Below are 17,054 nucleotides of genomic sequence, written 5' to 3'. Positions count from 1 at the left end.
TGATTTATGAAACGTTCTTACAGTGATCAAAAACACATGGTTAAAACTAATGAGTTAGATAATCATCCTTTGATAAAAGGTTATGATTTTTCTAATGATTTTGATTTTGATTCTTTCATTAAGAGCTTTGGGTCTACTGGTTTTCAAGCAACAGAATTCTTTAAAGCAGTAACGATTATGAATACTATGATTGAAGAAAAAGTTCCTATTTATTTTTCTTTTACAGGTAACGCTATTTCTTCAGGGTTAAGAGATATAATTACTTTTTTGGTAAAACAAAAAAAGATGCACACAATAATAACTACTGCTAGCGGAGTAGAAGAAGACATAATTAAGAGTCTTAGTTCATTTAAATTAGGTGAATTTGATGTGTCTGGTCGTTCCTTGTTTGAACACGGCGTAGGTAGAATAGGCAACATATTTGTTCCTAATAACAGGTATTTGTATTTTGAACGTTTTTTAAACGAATTATTAACAGAAGTTTTCAAAGAAAAAAAAGTTGTTTCTCCTTCTTATTTACTTAAAAAAGCAGGATTGAAACTAGGTGAAGATTCTTATTTGTACTGGGCCGCTAAGAACGACGTCCCTGTTTATTGTCCGGGCATAATGGATGGTTCTTTTGGAGACATAGTTTATTTCTTCAAACAAAAAAATAAAGATTTTATTATAGATGTAACTGAGGATCATGTTAGTCTTGTTAATGAAGTTCTTCAACAAGAAAAAGCAGGCGCATTAATTCTAGGAGGGGGCATTTCTAAGCATTACAATCTTAATGCTCAAATATTCAGAGAAGGTTTTGATTACGCGATTTATTTAACTACTGCTTCTGAGTTTGACGGTTCTGATTCAGGGGGTAACCAAGAAGAAGCTAAGACTTGGGCAAAAATTAAATTAGATGCACCTACTGCTAAAGTGAGAGCTGATTTTTCTTTGACTTTTCCTTTATTAATAGCTTCCACTCTTAGAAAAAAATAATTTTTTTTTTAGAATTAAGGATTTCTTTTTAAAGATTTTAACAAGTAATCATTTTGTTCTTCTTCAGGAACTTTTTGTGTTGCTTGTTTTTTTTGTTCTTCTAAATATGCTTCTTGTATTTTTTCTTCATCAGCATCTTTAAAAGATTTCACCACGTTTTCCAAATCTTCAGGACTGCTCGGAGAAGAATCCCATTTTAATTGTAAAGAATCATCTTGGAATCTAGGTATTATTCTTATGAATAATGATTCTGATTTTTGTCCCGCTATTTCTCCGTTCTGTATTAACAAATTAGTTCCATGACATCCTAATAAATCAAACAAGCTAGAACTCATTTTGTTAACCACGTGAAACATTTTCTCAATAAGTGCTTCAGGTATATCTTCTAATGTTTTAAACGCGTGTATGGGTGCAACTACTAGTTCTCCTTCAACAATTGTTTCTTCTGGGAAAAAAACAACTAATTCTTCATCCCTAATTATTACTTGTTCTAATTGCAATTCCATTTTTTTTCTTTAATTAAACATTTTTGATATTTTATCTAATAGATCCTTGTCAGGAACATTTTGTGTTTCTAATTCTTTAACTTCTTGTTTTTCTTCTTTGGAGTCATCTTGTTTTTTTTCATTTGTTAAATCAGGCAAACCTAGACCTTTGATTATTTTTTTTCTGTAATCATTAATTTTTTCTAAACTAAATTTTTTTAATTCAGGATTAAGAGATATATTATCATTTTCTTTTCTTGGAATAATATGCATCATGAAATGAGGCGCGTTTTGTCCGGCGACTGCGCCGTTAGCAACAAATACTGAAACATCATTAACACTTAATGCTTTTTTCATTTTCTCAGATATTTTTTTGCAAACAATTCCTAATTCACCACTAAGCTCAGTGCCTAGTTGAGGCATTATTTGAACGTGTTTTTTAGGAAGAACTAAAATGTGTCCTTTCACTCCGGGATTAATATCTAGTATGCCTACGAAGTTATTATCGTCATAAATTTTTTTAGAAGGTATTTCTCCGCTAATAATTTTACAAAACACGCAATTCTTTATTTGAAATTCTTCTCTTTCTTCAGGGCTCATTTTTTGCCATTCTTCTTCGCTGATACCACTCATGGAATAAGATACACTTCTTTTTTTATAAAAATCTTTTCTTTTAAGGATTATCAACACATTTATATACTAAAAAGTTTCGTCTTCTTTGTAAAAGGTGAGTGTTTGAAGAAAAAATCCGACAAAATAAAAAGTGAATTTCCTAATGGTTCTAAAAATGCTTTTTATTTCTTGTTATTTGCTTATGTATTGGCTGTTTTAGCTTTAGCATTATTGTTTAAACCTTTTATTTATTCTTTAGTTCTCGGCGCTACGCTGGGAGTGTTCTTTTTTCCTCTTAATAAGTTTTTAAGAAACAAAGGTTTAGGTCCTAATTTGTCAGCTTCTTTACTCGTTGTATTAATAGTTTTATTAATTGGTGTTTCTTCTTACTTATTTGTTAATAGCGTGGTAAAAGAAGTTACTAATACTTACAATTTGGTTTCACATTATAATTTTGAAGATGTTGATTCAGCTATTGAGTCATCTCTTGGTTTAAATGTGTCTAGTGAAAACATAGTTGTTCCTTTGTTTAGCGCTATTAGAGACACGTTTTCGGTGTCCGTTTCTAGTATAATTAATTCGTTAGCGGAGATATTTGTTGGTTTGTTAATATTGTTATTCTTATTATTTTATATATTTAAAGAGGGTGAAAAGATTCTGGCTAGCATAATGGGTATGCTTCCTGTATCTAATAGGCATAAAGATGAAATAACAAAAGAATCTAAAAAAGTTCTTCATGGAGTGATGTATGGGCACATATTGATGGCTTTCGTTCAGGGTTTCCTTGGGGGATTCGCGTTTTTTATTTTCGGTCTTAAAAATCCTATTTTTTGGGGATTAATGATGACTGTTTTAGCGTTGATTCCTTTGGTTGGGACTGCCATGGTTTGGATACCTGCTGGTTTATTTCAATTAGTTCAAGGAAATCTATTTGCAGGCATAGGTGTTTTAGCTTTTGGAACTTTCATAATATTGTATATGGAGAATGTTTTCAAGCCTAAATTTTTAGGTGAAAAAGCAGGCATGCATCCTGTTTTAATGGTGATGGCAATCTTTGGCGGATTAAAATTATTTGGTGTTTTTGGAATAATTATGGGTCCTATATTGGTTGCGCTTTGTGTGTTATTAATTAATTTTTTTAATCAAGCAGTGTTAATAAGAAAGAATTAATGAGTATTTTCAAGGAGTTTTTCAGAAAACTTTTTAAATAAAAATGTTTAAATTCAAAAAAGGTGTGAGTCATTTGAAAGGTGTTAAGGTATTTTTGTTATTGTTCATTTTTATTTCTTTGTTAAATAGTGTGTTCGCGCTTGAAATTACTGATTCTAGATTAGTTTGGAATAATAAAACTCTTACTTATTATTCTGAGAGGGCGCCTATCGTTGTTGACTTAGAAGTTAAAGTTCATGCTGATTTTCTTCAAGGAATAGTTTTTGATGTTAGTGACTTAAACGATAATATTTATACGAATAGTTATGTGAGTCAATATGGTTCTTGGGATATAAGCAAAGCGTCTTGTGAACAAAGAGAAGAATATTATAATTGTTTGTTTAGAGGGTTAATTCTTGAAAAATCAACTCATGTTTCTGAAGTTGAAATAATAGCAAAACGTGGTGATGATGTTTCTTCTAATATTATTCCTCTTAAGAGAACGACTGCTAATCCTAAGGTTAATTTAATAGGGACTAGGTTTTGTCACGAAGAAGTTTGTTATATCTCTTCAGGTTTTAATAATATTATTTTAAAATTTGAAAGTTCAGAAGCTGGTTTTTTTCGTGGTCTTTTAGGTTTTAGCTTGGGGGGTACTAGGGGTTACATAATTGGTTGTGATTTTGATAATTGTAATGGTACTGTTAATATTGTTTGTGAAGATAATCAAGCATTTAGAGCTTCATTGTTTCCTTTTGAGGGTCGTCCTAGTAGTGATGATGCAGGAAGACAAGTGACGCATAATAATTTTAATTTAGTTTGCGATGCTTCTCCTCCTGAGATTAAGGAAATAAAAGTTGTGGATGCTAGAGAAATTGGATTTACTGGTGTTGATGACACGTTCAGGATTAGTGCTAAGGTTTATGACGCGGTTAGCCCGGTCTTGGATATGTTAGTAATAGGTGAAAGTGTTGGTTCGGCTAATATTACTGGTCAGTGTATTTTGCGTGATGGATTATTTGATTGTTCCGCGGGGGTTAGGTCTTTAGTTACTACTAAAGGAACTTATGTTGTTCCTGTTATTTTTACTGATGCTGCGGGAAATAAGGTTCGTGAAGATTTAGAAGTTGAATTAGTAGAAGTTGAAAGAGAAATTATTCCTAATTTTTGGAGTCTTGGTGCTACTGTGCAGTCTTCTAATAAAATGAATGTTCGTAACATGGGTTATGAAAGAACTTTTTATGTTGAAGCTATTTTATCAGGAGTTTCAGGTGCTGAATTGTTAAGTGTTAAAGGGAACACTGGTAGTTGTGTTCCTGTTATTGTGAATGAAACAGGTACTCGCGGAGATGTTACTAAGTTTGATGTTCTTAATTTTGATAAAGATTCTAAAAAAGTTTATGTTAGGGTTGGTTTAAGACAAACAGGTCTTGATAATCCTAGCAATAATAGGTACTCTGATATTCGTGAATTAAAGCATGTTTGTGAATTTGAAATATTATCTAAGAAAGATGGTTATTTTTATTCTCAGCCTGAAAAAGTAAATCTTACTTTTAGTATTACTCTTGATAATAGGGATACTTTAACTGATAAGATCTATAATAGTATTGAGTCAACAAGGGAGCAAATTGAGAGATCCGAAGAAGTCTTTGAAGGGTTGGATTCTAGTATGGATAACGCTATAAGGTTTTGCACTATGTTAACAGGCATAGAAAGTGTTGGGGGCTTATTGAGTTCTGCTGGTGAAGTCTTAGAAGTTGTGGGTTTAATGATGGGTCAACAAAATGCGGGACTGGGTATGATTGAAACAGGGTCTTCAATTAATCTTCTTAAATCAGATGATAAAATGGTGAAGAATGCAGCTAAGTTTTGTAATTACTTAATGTGTAAAGGTAGTTTTGTTTCTGATATTGTTGGTTTTGATTTGGTTAGTGGCTTGGATGATTTTATGAATTATTTATCTGTTGATGCGGATATGGTTCCTCAAATGCTTGGTAGAGATAGTTATTCTAGTTTCTACGATCCTTACAAGAGTAAATATGTTGCTTATGCTATGCAGTGTGTTCCTGCTGTTATTCATCATTTGAAAGTTGAACAATCCATTGAGTGTAATTATCTTGATTGTTTAACTACTGGTATGATTGAACATGGTCAAAGTGTTTCTTATTGTGAGGCTGAAAGATCTTATTCTACGTGTGTTTACACAGCTACAGGTGTTTTAGATGCGATTCCTTTTGTTAATATGTTTAGGGATTTTTCTTCTAGATTCAGCGATGTTGTTAATAATCCTTATAATTTGTTTGGTTTTGCTTTCCCTATTGCGTGTAGCATAATGGCTCAAGGTAACTCTGTTAATAACTTGCTTAAAGGTGCGTGTTTAACTAATGTGTTTGTTCAAAGCTTAGGAACTTTCATAAGCACTTTGAAGAGCGTGGTTGAACAAGCTAAGAATATTAACAAGGTTGATCCTGCTCCTTTCTGTCAGGTTCCTTTAACTCAGGCTGATAGGATTATTAAGAGCAGATTAGCTATTGATCAACAAGTAGGTCACTTCCCTAAAGCTGTTGATTTATCTTACAGCGAATCTTTAGGTGGTAACAAGTACTTGGTTTATGATGAGGATGATTATCAGTTCCAAGTAGTTGAAAGAATCACAAAGAAGGATGAAGTTACTGAAACAGTCATAGGAATTGTTAGTCCTGATAATGTCAGATTTGATGGTGATAAAATAGTTGTTGATTCTTATAATGTTTATTCTCCTGAAGGTAAACTTATTGGTAATTTCAATCAAGATTCTTTTGCCAGATCTAATATTAGAAAGTATGAAGTAATTAATAATGATTTGAACAGAAAAACTGATAAGTATTTAAATTTAGAAAAAGAGTTGGAAAGTATTAGGGTTGAAATAGAAGATCTTGAAAAACATCCTGAGATTATAGGTGAGGAAAATGAGCATTTAGCGGATTTAATAAGACTTGAAGAATCAAAACAAGAGTTAGAAAAGGAATTAGCTAGTGTGGAAAAAGAGATTTCAGATTTAGAAACTCAGCTTAGTAGTCATGATATAAATAAATTCGTCGGTATTTTCGGTAACGTTGAATCTTTTAATATGGTTTCTGAAGCTAACCAAAAGAAATATGAAGCATTAATTGAGAAGTATCCTGATCTTAAGAAAGGTTTAGCTACTGAAGTTAAACTTTTGAATGATTTTTATAAAACTAAAGCTGAACATCAGGAAAATATTGATGAGTTAAATCGTGTTGCTTCAGGTATTAGTATTTTTGAATCTAATAAAATTATAGATAAAGAAGTGGTGAATGCAGCTCGTCAAGAGGTTATAGATTCTTGTGAAAGTAATGAGCAGTCTAGGTCTTGTCGTAGGGCTCAAGAAAAACATACTGCTTATTCGGAAGCATTAGCTTTATGTAATAGTGAACCTTTTAATATTGATGAATGTTCAAGGTCAAATATTAATAAGGAGAGTAGGGATACGGCTAAGCTTATTAAAGGCGCTGAAAAGAATTTGTCTCGTCAGCAAAGGAATAATGCTGTTGATATGAAGTTTGAGGATCATTTTGGTTCTATTACTACGGGTGTTAAAACTGCGTGGGGTGTTTCTAGTGGTATAACTGCTATTAGGAGTCTTGGTTCTTTCTTTGGGGGAGATGATGATGAGTCTTCTTCTGATTTTGGAAGGCATACAGCTATGGGTCAGCTTTCTCAGTGGTTCGCTGATACGGGTAGTGGTGATTGGGGTTTCTGTAGTAAGAGTTTTAGAGCGGTTAGTCCTGATACTGGTGGTTTATTGGTTAAGGCGGGTGCTGCGGGTCATAGGCCTGGCGCTTTTATAACGGGTAGAAAATCAAGTATTCAAAGAGTTCCTGGTGAGGATTCTTATTATAATTATTGGGTTGAAGGAGGAATTTATACTAGTAAAGGTGGTGAGTTAGGTTATAATATTTATATGTATGACTCTGCAGGTAATAAAGTTGATTTTACTAAGTTAGTTATTGGTTCTGAGGAGCCTATGGCGTCTAGTGGTGTTCCTGAGAACTTCGGGGGTATGGGTAGTAAGATTATAAGGCATGAAGGTGACTTCGTTAAGGTTTGTTTAGAGTTCTCTGTGAGTGTTAATGGTCTTCGTGATTATTTTGATGTCGTTGGGGATAAGAATTATATTTGTCAAAAATTGGTGAGTGAATAAAAAATGGTTTGGGATAAAAAAAAGGGTCAAGTTACGGTGTTTGTTATTTTGGGTTTAATAGTGTTTGTTTTAGTTTTTATTGCTTTTTTTCTTTTGTTTGATGAAGTAGAGCCTGATCCTACTGATGCTTTGGTTACTGAGTTTGACGCTAGGCTTAGTCCTTTAGTTCTTGATGTTAATTATTGTGTTGGTTCTTTAACTAAAGAAGCTCTAATAAGGGTGGGTTTGCAAGGGGGTTACATAGATGTTTCTCAGTTTCAGCATGGTTTAGTCCCTGAGTATTTGAATACTGCTTTAGAGTTTTTTCCTGGTAGTAATCAAGTTATTCCTTATTGGTATTATTCTCCTAATAATCCTGGTGGTGATAGTGTTTCTTTAATTATGGGTGTGCCATCTCTTGAATCCGGCCCTAATTCTGTTAAGGCTCAAGTTGAGGATTACATTGAATCTAACATCGTTGATTGTTTGAATGATTTTAGTAATTATGCTTCTTTGTATTCTATTTCTTATTCTGAGCCTTTTGCTAATGTTTTGTTTAGAATGGATGATGTTTTTGTTGAGCTTGATTGGGGTTTAGAAGTTGAGTTCTTTGAGGATGACACTGTTGCTAAGCTTAATAAGTTTAATGACGTTGTTGATTTGGAATTTAGAAAAACTTTTGATTTTGCTAAGCAATTATTGTATGAATCACAACTTTATTCTGATGCTTCTTTCTTGGAAGAGTACACTATTAAAGTGCTTGAATTAATGAGTATGGGTGGTAAAAATGCTGTTATTCCCCCTATTAGTCGTTATAGTGAGCACACTGTTAGTTCTCCTGCTATTTGGAACTTGTTTGAATCTAAAGAACTTTTGAGAACTGAATTAGCTGATAATTCTGGTTTCTTGCAAGTTATGGGTGCTTATGATTCTTTTATTCCTTTAACTAATGATCCTTATGCTAACTTGATTTATTCATCTTTTATTTTTCCACCTTTTGATATTGATGCTGATAAGCTTGAAAGAACAAGGGTTTCTTTTGATTATATGCCTTCTTGGCCTATGTATTTGAACATAAAGCCTGGTTTTGGTCCTGTTATTACCGCGGTGCCTAAGCTCCAAATTAGTATGCTTGGTTTGTTTAATTTTGCTATGACTGATTATGAATTCTTTTATGATATTGCTTATCCTGTACTAGTTACCGTAGAGGATCCCTTTGCTTTTAATGACGAAGGTTATATTTTTAGGTTCGTAGTTGAAGTTAATGTTAGACAAAACGAGTTCTTGTTAACTGACTTCGAAGAAATAGTTTATGATTCTTATGAATTAGAAGATGATTTTGGTGGATTCGGGTATCCTGATCAAAGAACTATTCCTGTTAAAGTAATTGTTAGAAATGGTTATGATGAGAGTCCTGTTGAGGATTTTGCTCTTGCATATACTTGTTTGGACGTTACGATTCCTGTTGGTAATTCTAAGATGAAAGATGGTTCAGCAGTTATTGAAGGTTTTCTTCCTCCTTGCTTCGGAGGAGAATTTCATAGTTTAACTGGGAACTACCAAGTTAGTTATGATTCTGATTTAACAGTTGAGGAGTCTTATGAATTCATATTAGAAGTGTATCCTGAAAAAGAAATAATTATTAGGCCTAGAAAAAAATCTTATTTTGTTAATAACGTAGAAATTAATGAATTAGAAGACGCTGAGAAAAGAACATGGTCTTTGGATTTAGCAATGGAAGATGGTCGTGTTCTTGAAGAAAATGAAATATTAACTGTTATGTTAATAATGAAAGATAATCCGGGCTTTGTAAGAATATTTAATTTGTCTTATCCTGAAACTGAGATAAAAACTTCTTTATTACCTGGTAATTACGAAGTTATTCTTGTTTCTGAAAGAGTTCTTGGTGCGAATGAACAAAATCCTGTTTTGTTAGTTCCTGAAAAAACATATTCTATTAGTTCTGGTTTCTTTAGGGACTTATTCAAAGGTGAAGAAGAAGTAACATTTAATGAAACAGCATTTAACGACTCAGTCGTAATAGGCGGATTATTCATTAATGAACCTGATTTCTTTTCCATTAATGTAGAGGATTTGAAGTATAATAATTTCTTGTATTTGTATTATCCTTCTTATAATATTAAGGATGTAAGATATCATCATGACTTAACTATTATGGGTAAAGTCGTGGAGATGGAAGAAGAACACAAAGAATTATTCGTTCCTAAATTCGAAAGATAAAACAATAAGAAAAAAAAGAAAAAAAGTTTTTTTATTTTTTATTTTAGGTATTTTGTTATGTCTATTTTTCCTTTAGATTCTTGCTTGTATGCATTCGCTAAGTTTTGCACTACGCCTGCATCAGGGTTCTTTCCTTCTTTTCTGTAATAATCAAGCATTCCTCTTATTAGTAAAGAAGCTTCATTTGATTTCTTAAATGCGGGAAGCATCTTATCGTCTATGATGTCTTTTAATTTGTATTCTTTTATGTAATCATCTAAGTGTTTCTCAGCGTCTATGTGTGAGTGTGCATAAGAACTAAGTTCGTTAACCCAGTTTTTAGCGTAATCACTCGTGAAATCGTGGTGTACTTCAGGACTCCAATTCTTCTTGTTTTTATCTACGAATTCTCTAACATTTTTCTTATTTATACCTAAGAATTTTTCATAGAAATGCTTTGAAGCAGGATCATCTCCTAATTTTGGTAAATCAATATTATACATCTTTTTGAATTGTGGTGACGAAGCAGCTATTAAGTCATTAAGCATAGCGTCAGTTAAATCATCTATTACTTTTCCACCTTTAGCAATAGCTTTTCTATCATATTCACCGTCTTTAACCCATGATGATCCTTCTTTTAATAAAGTCTTAGAAGTAGCATTCATTATTTTCAAGTGTAAATTATCAGAGAACACATCTATTGCATCAGCGTGTTTCATGTATGTATCTACGTGTTTCATGTGTTCGGGTTTTTCATCTTTTTTCTTAGCCATAGGTATCACCTTCGTAATTTTAAGATTTTAAAGTTTTATGAATCTTGAGTTGTTTCTTTTGTTTTTATTCTTTTCGGTTATTCATTTATAAATAGTTACTTTTTTTTTAATACTTCCTGTTTTTAGTCCGAGTCTTTTTTAAGGCGCTTGGTACTGTTAAAAACAAAACTTTATAAACAAATTTTTGTTCCCCCTCTATATAAAGAAGAATGGAGCGAGGGTTGGTTCTTCTAGGTGACTATTATGAGACGAATAAAAGGTCTTATGCCTAGCCTTAAAGAAAAAAAAAGGTATTTGAACATTGAACTAATAACTTTAGATACTAATAAATTTGTGGGTAGACCATTAAATGAATTAGTGACTAAGATTAATCACAACTTAGGAATAATAGATGCTGCGGGCGCGGGATTGATTCCTTTAGATTTTAAAGATAATTGTGCTTTGATTAGGGCTTCAGCGAAGTACTTAGACAGGGTTAAAGCTTCTCTTCTTTTTATTAATGAATTAGGGTCGAGAAAAGTTATTTTAACAACAAAAAAAGTTTCAGGTTCAGTTAACAAAGCGAGAACTGAACCAAGACGTTTAGGAGGTAATTAATATGGAACCAGTACAACATCAAATGATGGGTTATGACCGAGCTATAACTATGTTTAGTCCTGATGGTAGGCTTCTTCAAGTTGAATACGCGAAGAGAACAGTTAGATTAGGAAACACGGCTATAGGCATGGTTTGTAAAGACGGCGTTATATTAGTGACGGATAAGAGATTAGTTGACAAATTAGTAGTTCCTGATACAATAGAGAAAATCTTTAAGATTGATGATCACGTCATGGCTACTGCTGCAGGTATATTATCTGATGCTCGTGTCTTAGTTGAAAGAGCTCAGGTTAAGGCTCAGCAACACCGCGTAGAATATGATAATCCTATTGATAACTTAGCGGTTGTCAAAGACATGTGTAATCTAAAACAACTTTGTACTCAATCGGGAGGCTTAAGACCGTTTGGGGTGTCTTTATTAGTTGCAGGCATTGATTCTACTGGTTTGACTTTGTTCGAAACGGATCCGACAGGTCTTTATTATCAATACAAGGCAACTGTTATTGGTGAGGGAGAACCTGAAATAGAAGAAATGCTTCATAAAGAATACAAAGACTCTATGAGTGTTGATGAAGGTCTTCAACTAGCTATTAAGATGCTTAAAAAATTTTTGAATGATAATTTTAAGCCTGAGCGAATCGACGCAGCTATTATTCCTTTAAGCACAAAGCAAATGGAAAAAGTTCCAAAAGATAAATTAGAAAAATTTTGTAAATAAAAAAAAGATTAGGTGATTCGTTATGAGAATGAAAGAAAAAATATTTGCTCATGAAAAAGTTCAGTTTAACCTTGTTAGGTTTACTAAGTTCGGTAAGAACTTTGAAATAGTTGTTGATCCTGACTTAGCTATTGATTTCAAGAATAAGAATTCTGATTCAATAGAGGATTTATCTGAGTTGTTAAAATCTGAGAATATTTTTTCTGACGCGAAGAAAGGCGAATTAGCTAATGAAGAAGACATAGAACAAGCTTTTTTGACTAAAGACTTTTTTAAGGCTGCTTTGAAATTAATTAAACAAGGAGAAGTTCAATTATCTTCTGAGCACAGAGAGAAGCTTCGTGATGAGAAGAGAAAACAAATAATTAATGCTATTCATAGAATAGCTATTGATCCTAGGTCTGGGTTACCTCATCCTGTTAATAGAATTGAGTCCGCGTTGAATGAATCTAAATTAAAAATTGATGAATATAGAAAAGCAGAAGACCAAGTTCAAGAAATTATTTCTGGTTTAAAACCTGTTCTTCCTATCAGGGTTGAGGAGAAAGTTCTTCAGATAAGGTTGCCTATGCAGTTCGCTGCTAAGCTTCATGGTTTTTTGAAGGCTCAAGGCTCTGTTGTGTCTGAGGATTGGTTGAGTGATGGTTCTTATGTTTGTAAAATGAAGATTCCTGCGGGTATGTACGCGGACTTAGTGGATGAGTTAGGTTCGAGGACTAAGGGTTCCGCGGAAGTTAATGTTAATAAATGAAAGGTGAAAAAGAAAAATGGGAGAATTATTAGTGAAAGATAAAGAAGTAGTAGTTCCTGGGCAAATTCTTGCTAAGGGCTTGGATTTCTTGCCAAGTAACGGGACTTACAGATTGAGCGAAGACATCTTAGCGAATAGATTAGGAGTTATCTCTGTTGAAGGCAAAGTGCTTAGATCTATTCCTATGGCGGGTAGGTACTTACCTCAAAGAAACGACGTTATTATTGGTAAGGTCGATGACATTTTAATGAGTGGTTGGAGGCTTGATATTAATTGTCCTTATTCCGCTGTTCTTCCTTTGAAGGATGCTAGTTTTGATTTCATTGCTAAAGGCGCTGATCTTACTAGGTATTTTAATTTGGAAGATTTCGTGATGGTTAAAATAACTAATGTTACTAGTCAGAACTTAATAGATGTAACTGCTAAGGGTCCTGGGCTTAAAAAGCTTAGGGGTGGTAGAGTTATGAAAGTTAATCCTAACAAGGTTCCTAGGATTATTGGTAAAAAAGGTTCTATGGTTTCTATGATTAAGAAAGGGACTGATTGTAAAATAATGATTGGTCAGAATGGCTTGATTTGGTTTGAGGGTACTCCTGACATGGAAGTGATTGTTTCTGAAACCATTAAGAAGATTGAAAAAGAAAGTCATCATCAAGGTATGACTGATAAAATAAAGGTGTTCTTAGAACAAAGAACTGGTAGAATTATTGATTTATCTGAGCAAGATGAATCTGAGCATAATAATCAAGGTGATCAACAATGACTTTTGAAAGACCAAGTAAGAGAAAATTTGATGAAGCTAGGCCTGTAGAAGCAGAGGCTGGTGTTATAAAGAAAGCGGATGGTTCTGCTCGTTTTAAAATAGGAGATACTGAGGCTTACGCGGCTGTTTATGGTCCTAGGGAATTGCATCCTAAGTTTTTGCAAGATCCTAAAACAGGGATTCTTAGGTGTAATTACAGCATGCTTCCTTTTTCAGGTGATGGTTCTAGGGTTAGACCTGGTCCTTCTCGTAGAAGTAAAGAGATTAGTATGGTGACTGAGAAGGCTTTAAGGCCTGTTCTTGATTTAAGGGATTATCCTAACACAGTAGTGGATGTTTTTATTGAGCTTCCTCAAACAGATGCGGGTAGTAGGTGTGCTGGTATTTGTGCAGCGGCTATTGCTTTGGCTGATGCGGGTTTAACTATGAAAGACATGGTATCTTCTGTTTCAGTGGGTATGGTTCGTGGTAATTTATTGGTTGACTTGGATGGTGATGAAGAACACATGGATGAGAATGAAGCTGCGGATGTTCCTATTGCGATGATTCCTAGCACTGAAGAAATTACTCTTCTTCAAATGGATGGTATTGTTTCAAAGGAGGATTTTTTTAAAGGCTTGGAAATGGTTAAGCCTGCTTTGAGATTAATTGCTGAGAAGCAAAGAGAAGCTTTAAAGAATAAGTATAAATGAGGTAATTATGATGAATCATGAAGTAAAAGAACATATAAGGAATGCTTTAAAGAAAGGTATAAGGATTGATGGTAGGAAGCTTGAAGAATTAAGACCTATAAGTATTGAGACTGGTTTTTTATCTACTGCTGAGGGTTCTGCGAAGATCATTTTTGGTGACGCAGAGGTTCTTGCAGGTGTTAAGATGGCTATTGAGAAGCCTTATCCTGATACACCTGAAGACGGAGTATTAATGGTTGGAGCTGAGCTTCTTCCTCTTAGTAATCCTGAATTTGAATCTGGTCCTCCTAGTATTGAATCCATTGAGACTGCTAGAGTTATAGATAGGGGTATTAGGGAGAGTAAGGCTTTCAATACTAAGTCTCTTTGTTTGGAGAAAGGAGAAAAAGTTTGGACTGTGGCTATTGATATTGTTCCTTTGAATTATGATGGGAACTTAATTGATATGGGTGGCTTGGCTGCTCTTGCTGCTTTGAAGAATGCTAGGTTTCCTAAGATGAATGAGGATGGTACTGTTGATTATCATGTTAAGACTGATAAGACTTTGGAGCTTCAAAAAATGCCTGTTCCTATTACTGTTTGTAAGATTGGTGATTTGTTAATCGTTGATCCTACTGATGAGGAGGAGAAGGCTGTTGATGCTCGTTTAACTGTGACTGTTTTGGATGATGATAAGATTTGTGCTTTGCAGAAAGGAGGAGATTCTCCTTTAACTATGAAGGACATTGAGAAAATGGTTGATTTAGCGATTAAGACTTCTAAAGTTTTAAGATCTAAAATAGTCGAGGTGAATTGAATGACTAGGATATCTTTGCCAGAGGGTTATGTGACTAAGTATGAGAAAGCTAGATTAATTGGGGCTAGGGCTCTTCAGATAGGTATGGGTGCTCCTTTTTTGATTAAGCTTTCTAAGAAGCAATTAGAGGAGCTTAAGTATAATCCTTTAGAGATTGCTAAGAAGGAATTTGAAGAAGGTGTTTTGCCTATGCAGATTAAGAGGTTAAAGCCTCACGAAAAATAATTCTTTTTTCTTTTTTTTCTTTTTTTGTTTGTAGAAATAATTATAAATGATGATTAATAACTCTTTTTAATGATTTTAGGTAGAATAGTAGGAAAGTCGACGACTAATGATTTCTTTTTTCATGCAGAAAAAGAACCTAAAAAGTTTCAGTACGTTCAAGTTATGCATCCTTCTTATGGTTATGTCTTGGCTCAAGTAGTTGAAATTTTAAAGGAAGTTAATGCTACTACGGGGTTTTGTCAAATTATTGGTTTTAAAGAGGATGAAAAGGTTAAGAAGCTTAGGATTCCTTTAGATATTGGTTCTGAGGTTTTAGAGGCTGAGGATGATTTCATTGAGGAAGTTATTAAGATTAATGTTTCTAATGGAGCGTTTATTGGTGAATTAGAAGGTAAGAACATTAAGGTTTTTTTGGATCTTAACAAGGTTTTGTCTATGCATTTAGCTGTTCTTGCTAAGTCAGGGTCTGGTAAGTCTTATGCAGTAGGTGTTTTGTTAGAGGAAATGATTAGACGAAATATTCCTTTGTTAATAATTGATCCTCACGGGGAGTATTCTTCTCTTCGTTTTAAGAATGATGTCGTTCAGGATTTGGAGAAGCTTTCTTTTTTGGATTTGAAACCTGAGTCTTTTGAAGTTATTGAATTTGGTGATTCTGAAATTGTTAAGGGTTGTAGGCCTCTTCGTTTATCTAGGACTTCTGATAAGCAAGAGCTTGTTCATTTAATGCCTGGTAAGATGTCTAATACTCAGTTAGCGATTCTTTTTAGTGCTTTAAAAACTGCTAAGAGTTCTGATTTTGATTCTATTATGTTTGCTTTAGAATCTGAGGAGAGTAGTGCTAAGTGGAGCATTATGAGCATGGTTGAGCACTTGAAGGATATGCATATTTTTTCTGGTACGCCTGTTCCTTATTCTGATTTTTTAAAACCTGGTAAGGCAACTATTATTAATCTTAAAGGTATTAATCCTGATGTTCAAGAAGTTATTGTGTTTAAGCTTTGTAAGGATTTGTTTGAGCTTCGTAAAAAGAATAAAGTTCCTCCTTTTTTCTTGGTTCTTGAAGAAGCGCATAATTATTGTCCTGAGCGTAGTTTTGGTGAGACTAAAGCTAGTAAGATTATAAGGAATATTGCTTCTGAGGGTAGGAAGTTCGGGTTGGGGCTTTGTGCTATAAGTCAAAGGCCTGCTAGGGTTGATAAATCCGTGCTTAGTCAGTGTTCTACTCAATTAATTTTAAAAGTTACTAATCCTAATGATTTGAAGGCTCTTAGTGCTTCTGTTGAGGGTCTTACTGGTTCTGTTGAGAAAGAAATTCAGAATTTACCTATTGGTACTGCGTTAGTTACGGGTTTAACTGATGTTCCTTTATTTGTTAATATTAGGCCTAGGATGAGTCTTCATGGGGGGAAAGCTCACACTGTTATTAGTGAGTCTTCTTCTGATTTTTTGGATAAAGTATCTAGTTTTGAGGAAGAAAAAGTTATGCCTTTGATTAAGCATGGTTTGTCTCATAAGGATTTGAGGTTGATGAGTGATTCTCCTATTGGTGAGATTCGTAATGTGCTTATTCCTTGTAAGAAGATTACTTGTAAAGATAAGGAAGGTGAGTATTCTTTGCTTATAGAATTGGTTAATGGTGAAATAATTATTAATAAGGATGATTTTGTTACTAAGAAGATTCCTGATTTGAAAAGTCTTGATGATTCTGAAATCAGTATTTTAAGATTCGCGTTTAGGTCAAAAGAGTTTAAAGAGCAAGATCTTATTAAGCAAGGTTTTTCTTTAGGTGTTAATGAAAAAATTTTGTCTTTGTTAAATAAAGGGTTCTTGATTAATAAGAATGATTCTTTTGTTCTTTGTGATGATTATGTTTTTTCTAAGTTATCTAAGTTGGCCAATCATGATGATATTAATTTTGAATCTGTAAGTTTTAGTGAGGAAAAACAAGTCTTAGTGGATGTTGATTCTTTATTGGATAAGCTTAGAGGTTTTACTAACGTCGTTGATGATTCTGATTGTTTCGTTGTTAAGTACGAACCAGAATATTTATAAATTGTTTAAATTATTATTTTTCTTGGTGTATACATGTTTGAATATTTACTATTTTTTTTA

The 17,054-nt window shown here is 33.5% G+C and carries 15 protein-coding genes; 12 read left to right on the top strand and 3 right to left on the bottom strand.

Annotated features, from left to right (window positions below; translation table 11 throughout):
- The first annotated feature begins 6 nt into the window (after positions 1–6).
- A complete protein-coding gene (locus KO361_02470; GenBank protein MCC7574430.1) occupies positions 7–975 on the top strand; it encodes a deoxyhypusine synthase family protein in 969 nt (322 codons plus the stop codon).
- A gap of 14 nt (positions 976–989) precedes the next feature.
- On the opposite strand, the gene KO361_02465 is transcribed toward KO361_02470, so the two are convergent.
- Entirely contained in the window at positions 990–1,481 is a 492-nt protein-coding gene (locus tag KO361_02465; GenBank protein ID MCC7574429.1) for an HIT domain-containing protein, read from the bottom strand.
- 9 nt (positions 1,482–1,490) lie between these two features.
- Complete coding sequence (locus KO361_02460; GenBank protein ID MCC7574428.1) at positions 1,491–2,093, bottom strand: HIT domain-containing protein; 603 nt, start codon at positions 2,091–2,093, stop codon at positions 1,491–1,493.
- 102 nt (positions 2,094–2,195) lie between these two features.
- Between KO361_02460 and KO361_02455 the strand changes: the two genes are divergently transcribed.
- From KO361_02455 to KO361_02445, 3 genes are read left to right on the top strand one after another with little or no spacing between them, the layout of a single operon-like run.
- Positions 2,196–3,242, top strand: a complete 1,047-nt coding sequence (locus tag KO361_02455) for an AI-2E family transporter (protein ID MCC7574427.1) — start codon at positions 2,196–2,198, stop codon at positions 3,240–3,242.
- Positions 3,243–3,285: 43 nt separating this feature from the next.
- Complete coding sequence (locus tag KO361_02450) at positions 3,286–7,425, top strand: hypothetical protein (GenBank protein MCC7574426.1); 4,140 nt, start codon at positions 3,286–3,288, stop codon at positions 7,423–7,425.
- A 3-nt stretch (positions 7,426–7,428) separates the two neighbouring features.
- Entirely contained in the window at positions 7,429–9,645 is a 2,217-nt protein-coding gene (locus KO361_02445) for a hypothetical protein (protein ID MCC7574425.1), read from the top strand.
- A 38-nt stretch (positions 9,646–9,683) separates the two neighbouring features.
- Here the strand turns inward: KO361_02445 and KO361_02440 are convergent, their stop codons facing one another.
- On the bottom strand, positions 9,684–10,397 hold the full coding sequence (locus KO361_02440; protein ID MCC7574424.1) for a hypothetical protein: 714 nt from the start codon (positions 10,395–10,397) through the stop codon (positions 9,684–9,686).
- Between the two features lie 243 nt (positions 10,398–10,640).
- Between KO361_02440 and KO361_02435 the strand changes: the two genes are divergently transcribed.
- The 8 genes from KO361_02435 to KO361_02400 all read left to right on the top strand — a co-directional run bounded on the left by KO361_02435 (position 10,641) and on the right by KO361_02400 (position 16,994).
- A complete protein-coding gene (locus KO361_02435; GenBank protein ID MCC7574423.1) occupies positions 10,641–10,994 on the top strand; it encodes a hypothetical protein in 354 nt (117 codons plus the stop codon).
- Between the two features lies 1 nt (position 10,995).
- Positions 10,996–11,712 carry an archaeal proteasome endopeptidase complex subunit alpha gene (gene psmA, locus KO361_02430; GenBank protein ID MCC7574422.1) on the top strand — a complete coding sequence of 239 codons (717 nt, stop codon included), beginning with the start codon at positions 10,996–10,998 and terminating at the stop codon, positions 11,710–11,712.
- A 22-nt stretch (positions 11,713–11,734) separates the two neighbouring features.
- The gene (locus KO361_02425) at positions 11,735–12,463 is read left to right on the top strand and encodes a ribosome assembly factor SBDS (protein ID MCC7574421.1); all 729 of its coding nucleotides are present in this window, start codon (positions 11,735–11,737) and stop codon (positions 12,461–12,463) included.
- 16 nt (positions 12,464–12,479) lie between these two features.
- Positions 12,480–13,226 carry an exosome complex protein Rrp4 gene (locus tag KO361_02420; protein MCC7574420.1) on the top strand — a complete coding sequence of 249 codons (747 nt, stop codon included), beginning with the start codon at positions 12,480–12,482 and terminating at the stop codon, positions 13,224–13,226.
- A complete protein-coding gene (locus KO361_02415; GenBank protein MCC7574419.1) occupies positions 13,223–13,918 on the top strand; it encodes an exosome complex exonuclease Rrp41 in 696 nt (231 codons plus the stop codon). Before KO361_02420 ends, KO361_02415 begins: the two co-directional genes overlap by 4 nt.
- A gap of 10 nt (positions 13,919–13,928) precedes the next feature.
- Positions 13,929–14,714, top strand: coding sequence for an exosome complex protein Rrp42 (locus KO361_02410; protein MCC7574418.1), 786 nt, complete (start codon positions 13,929–13,931; stop codon positions 14,712–14,714).
- Positions 14,715–14,939, top strand: coding sequence for a DNA-directed RNA polymerase subunit K (locus KO361_02405; GenBank protein ID MCC7574417.1), 225 nt, complete (start codon positions 14,715–14,717; stop codon positions 14,937–14,939). It abuts the gene before it with no gap.
- A 69-nt stretch (positions 14,940–15,008) separates the two neighbouring features.
- Positions 15,009–16,994 carry an ATP-binding protein gene (locus tag KO361_02400; protein ID MCC7574416.1) on the top strand — a complete coding sequence of 662 codons (1,986 nt, stop codon included), beginning with the start codon at positions 15,009–15,011 and terminating at the stop codon, positions 16,992–16,994.
- The last annotated feature ends 60 nt before the right edge of the window (positions 16,995–17,054 follow it).

The sequence above is a fragment of the Candidatus Woesearchaeota archaeon genome (genome assembly GCA_020854775.1).
Taxonomy (GTDB): domain Archaea; phylum Nanobdellota; class Nanobdellia; order Woesearchaeales; family 21-14-0-10-32-9; genus 21-14-0-10-32-9.
This window is presented reverse-complemented; position numbering and strand designations above follow the sequence as displayed.

What these genes read in the sequence shown, in the direction of transcription:
- KO361_02445 (MCC7574425.1), top strand. Translation starts at nt 7,429, where the DNA reads ATGGTTTGGGATAAAAAAAAGGGTCAAGTTACGGTGTTTGTTATTTTG.
- KO361_02470 (MCC7574430.1), top strand. Translation starts at nt 7, where the DNA reads ATGAAACGTTCTTACAGTGATCAAAAACACATGGTTAAAACTAATGAG.
- KO361_02460 (MCC7574428.1), bottom strand. Translation starts at nt 2,093, where the DNA reads ATGAGTGGTATCAGCGAAGAAGAATGGCAAAAAATGAGCCCTGAAGAA.
- KO361_02440 (MCC7574424.1), bottom strand. Translation starts at nt 10,397, where the DNA reads ATGGCTAAGAAAAAAGATGAAAAACCCGAACACATGAAACACGTAGAT.
- KO361_02465 (MCC7574429.1), bottom strand. Translation starts at nt 1,481, where the DNA reads ATGGAATTGCAATTAGAACAAGTAATAATTAGGGATGAAGAATTAGTT.
- KO361_02415 (MCC7574419.1), top strand. Translation starts at nt 13,223, where the DNA reads ATGACTTTTGAAAGACCAAGTAAGAGAAAATTTGATGAAGCTAGGCCT.
- KO361_02400 (MCC7574416.1), top strand. Translation starts at nt 15,009, where the DNA reads ATGATTTTAGGTAGAATAGTAGGAAAGTCGACGACTAATGATTTCTTT.
- KO361_02425 (MCC7574421.1), top strand. Translation starts at nt 11,735, where the DNA reads ATGAGAATGAAAGAAAAAATATTTGCTCATGAAAAAGTTCAGTTTAAC.
- KO361_02420 (MCC7574420.1), top strand. Translation starts at nt 12,480, where the DNA reads ATGGGAGAATTATTAGTGAAAGATAAAGAAGTAGTAGTTCCTGGGCAA.
- KO361_02435 (MCC7574423.1), top strand. Translation starts at nt 10,641, where the DNA reads ATGAGACGAATAAAAGGTCTTATGCCTAGCCTTAAAGAAAAAAAAAGG.
- psmA (MCC7574422.1), top strand. Translation starts at nt 10,996, where the DNA reads ATGGAACCAGTACAACATCAAATGATGGGTTATGACCGAGCTATAACT.
- KO361_02410 (MCC7574418.1), top strand. Translation starts at nt 13,929, where the DNA reads ATGAATCATGAAGTAAAAGAACATATAAGGAATGCTTTAAAGAAAGGT.
- KO361_02405 (MCC7574417.1), top strand. Translation starts at nt 14,715, where the DNA reads ATGACTAGGATATCTTTGCCAGAGGGTTATGTGACTAAGTATGAGAAA.
- KO361_02450 (MCC7574426.1), top strand. Translation starts at nt 3,286, where the DNA reads ATGTTTAAATTCAAAAAAGGTGTGAGTCATTTGAAAGGTGTTAAGGTA.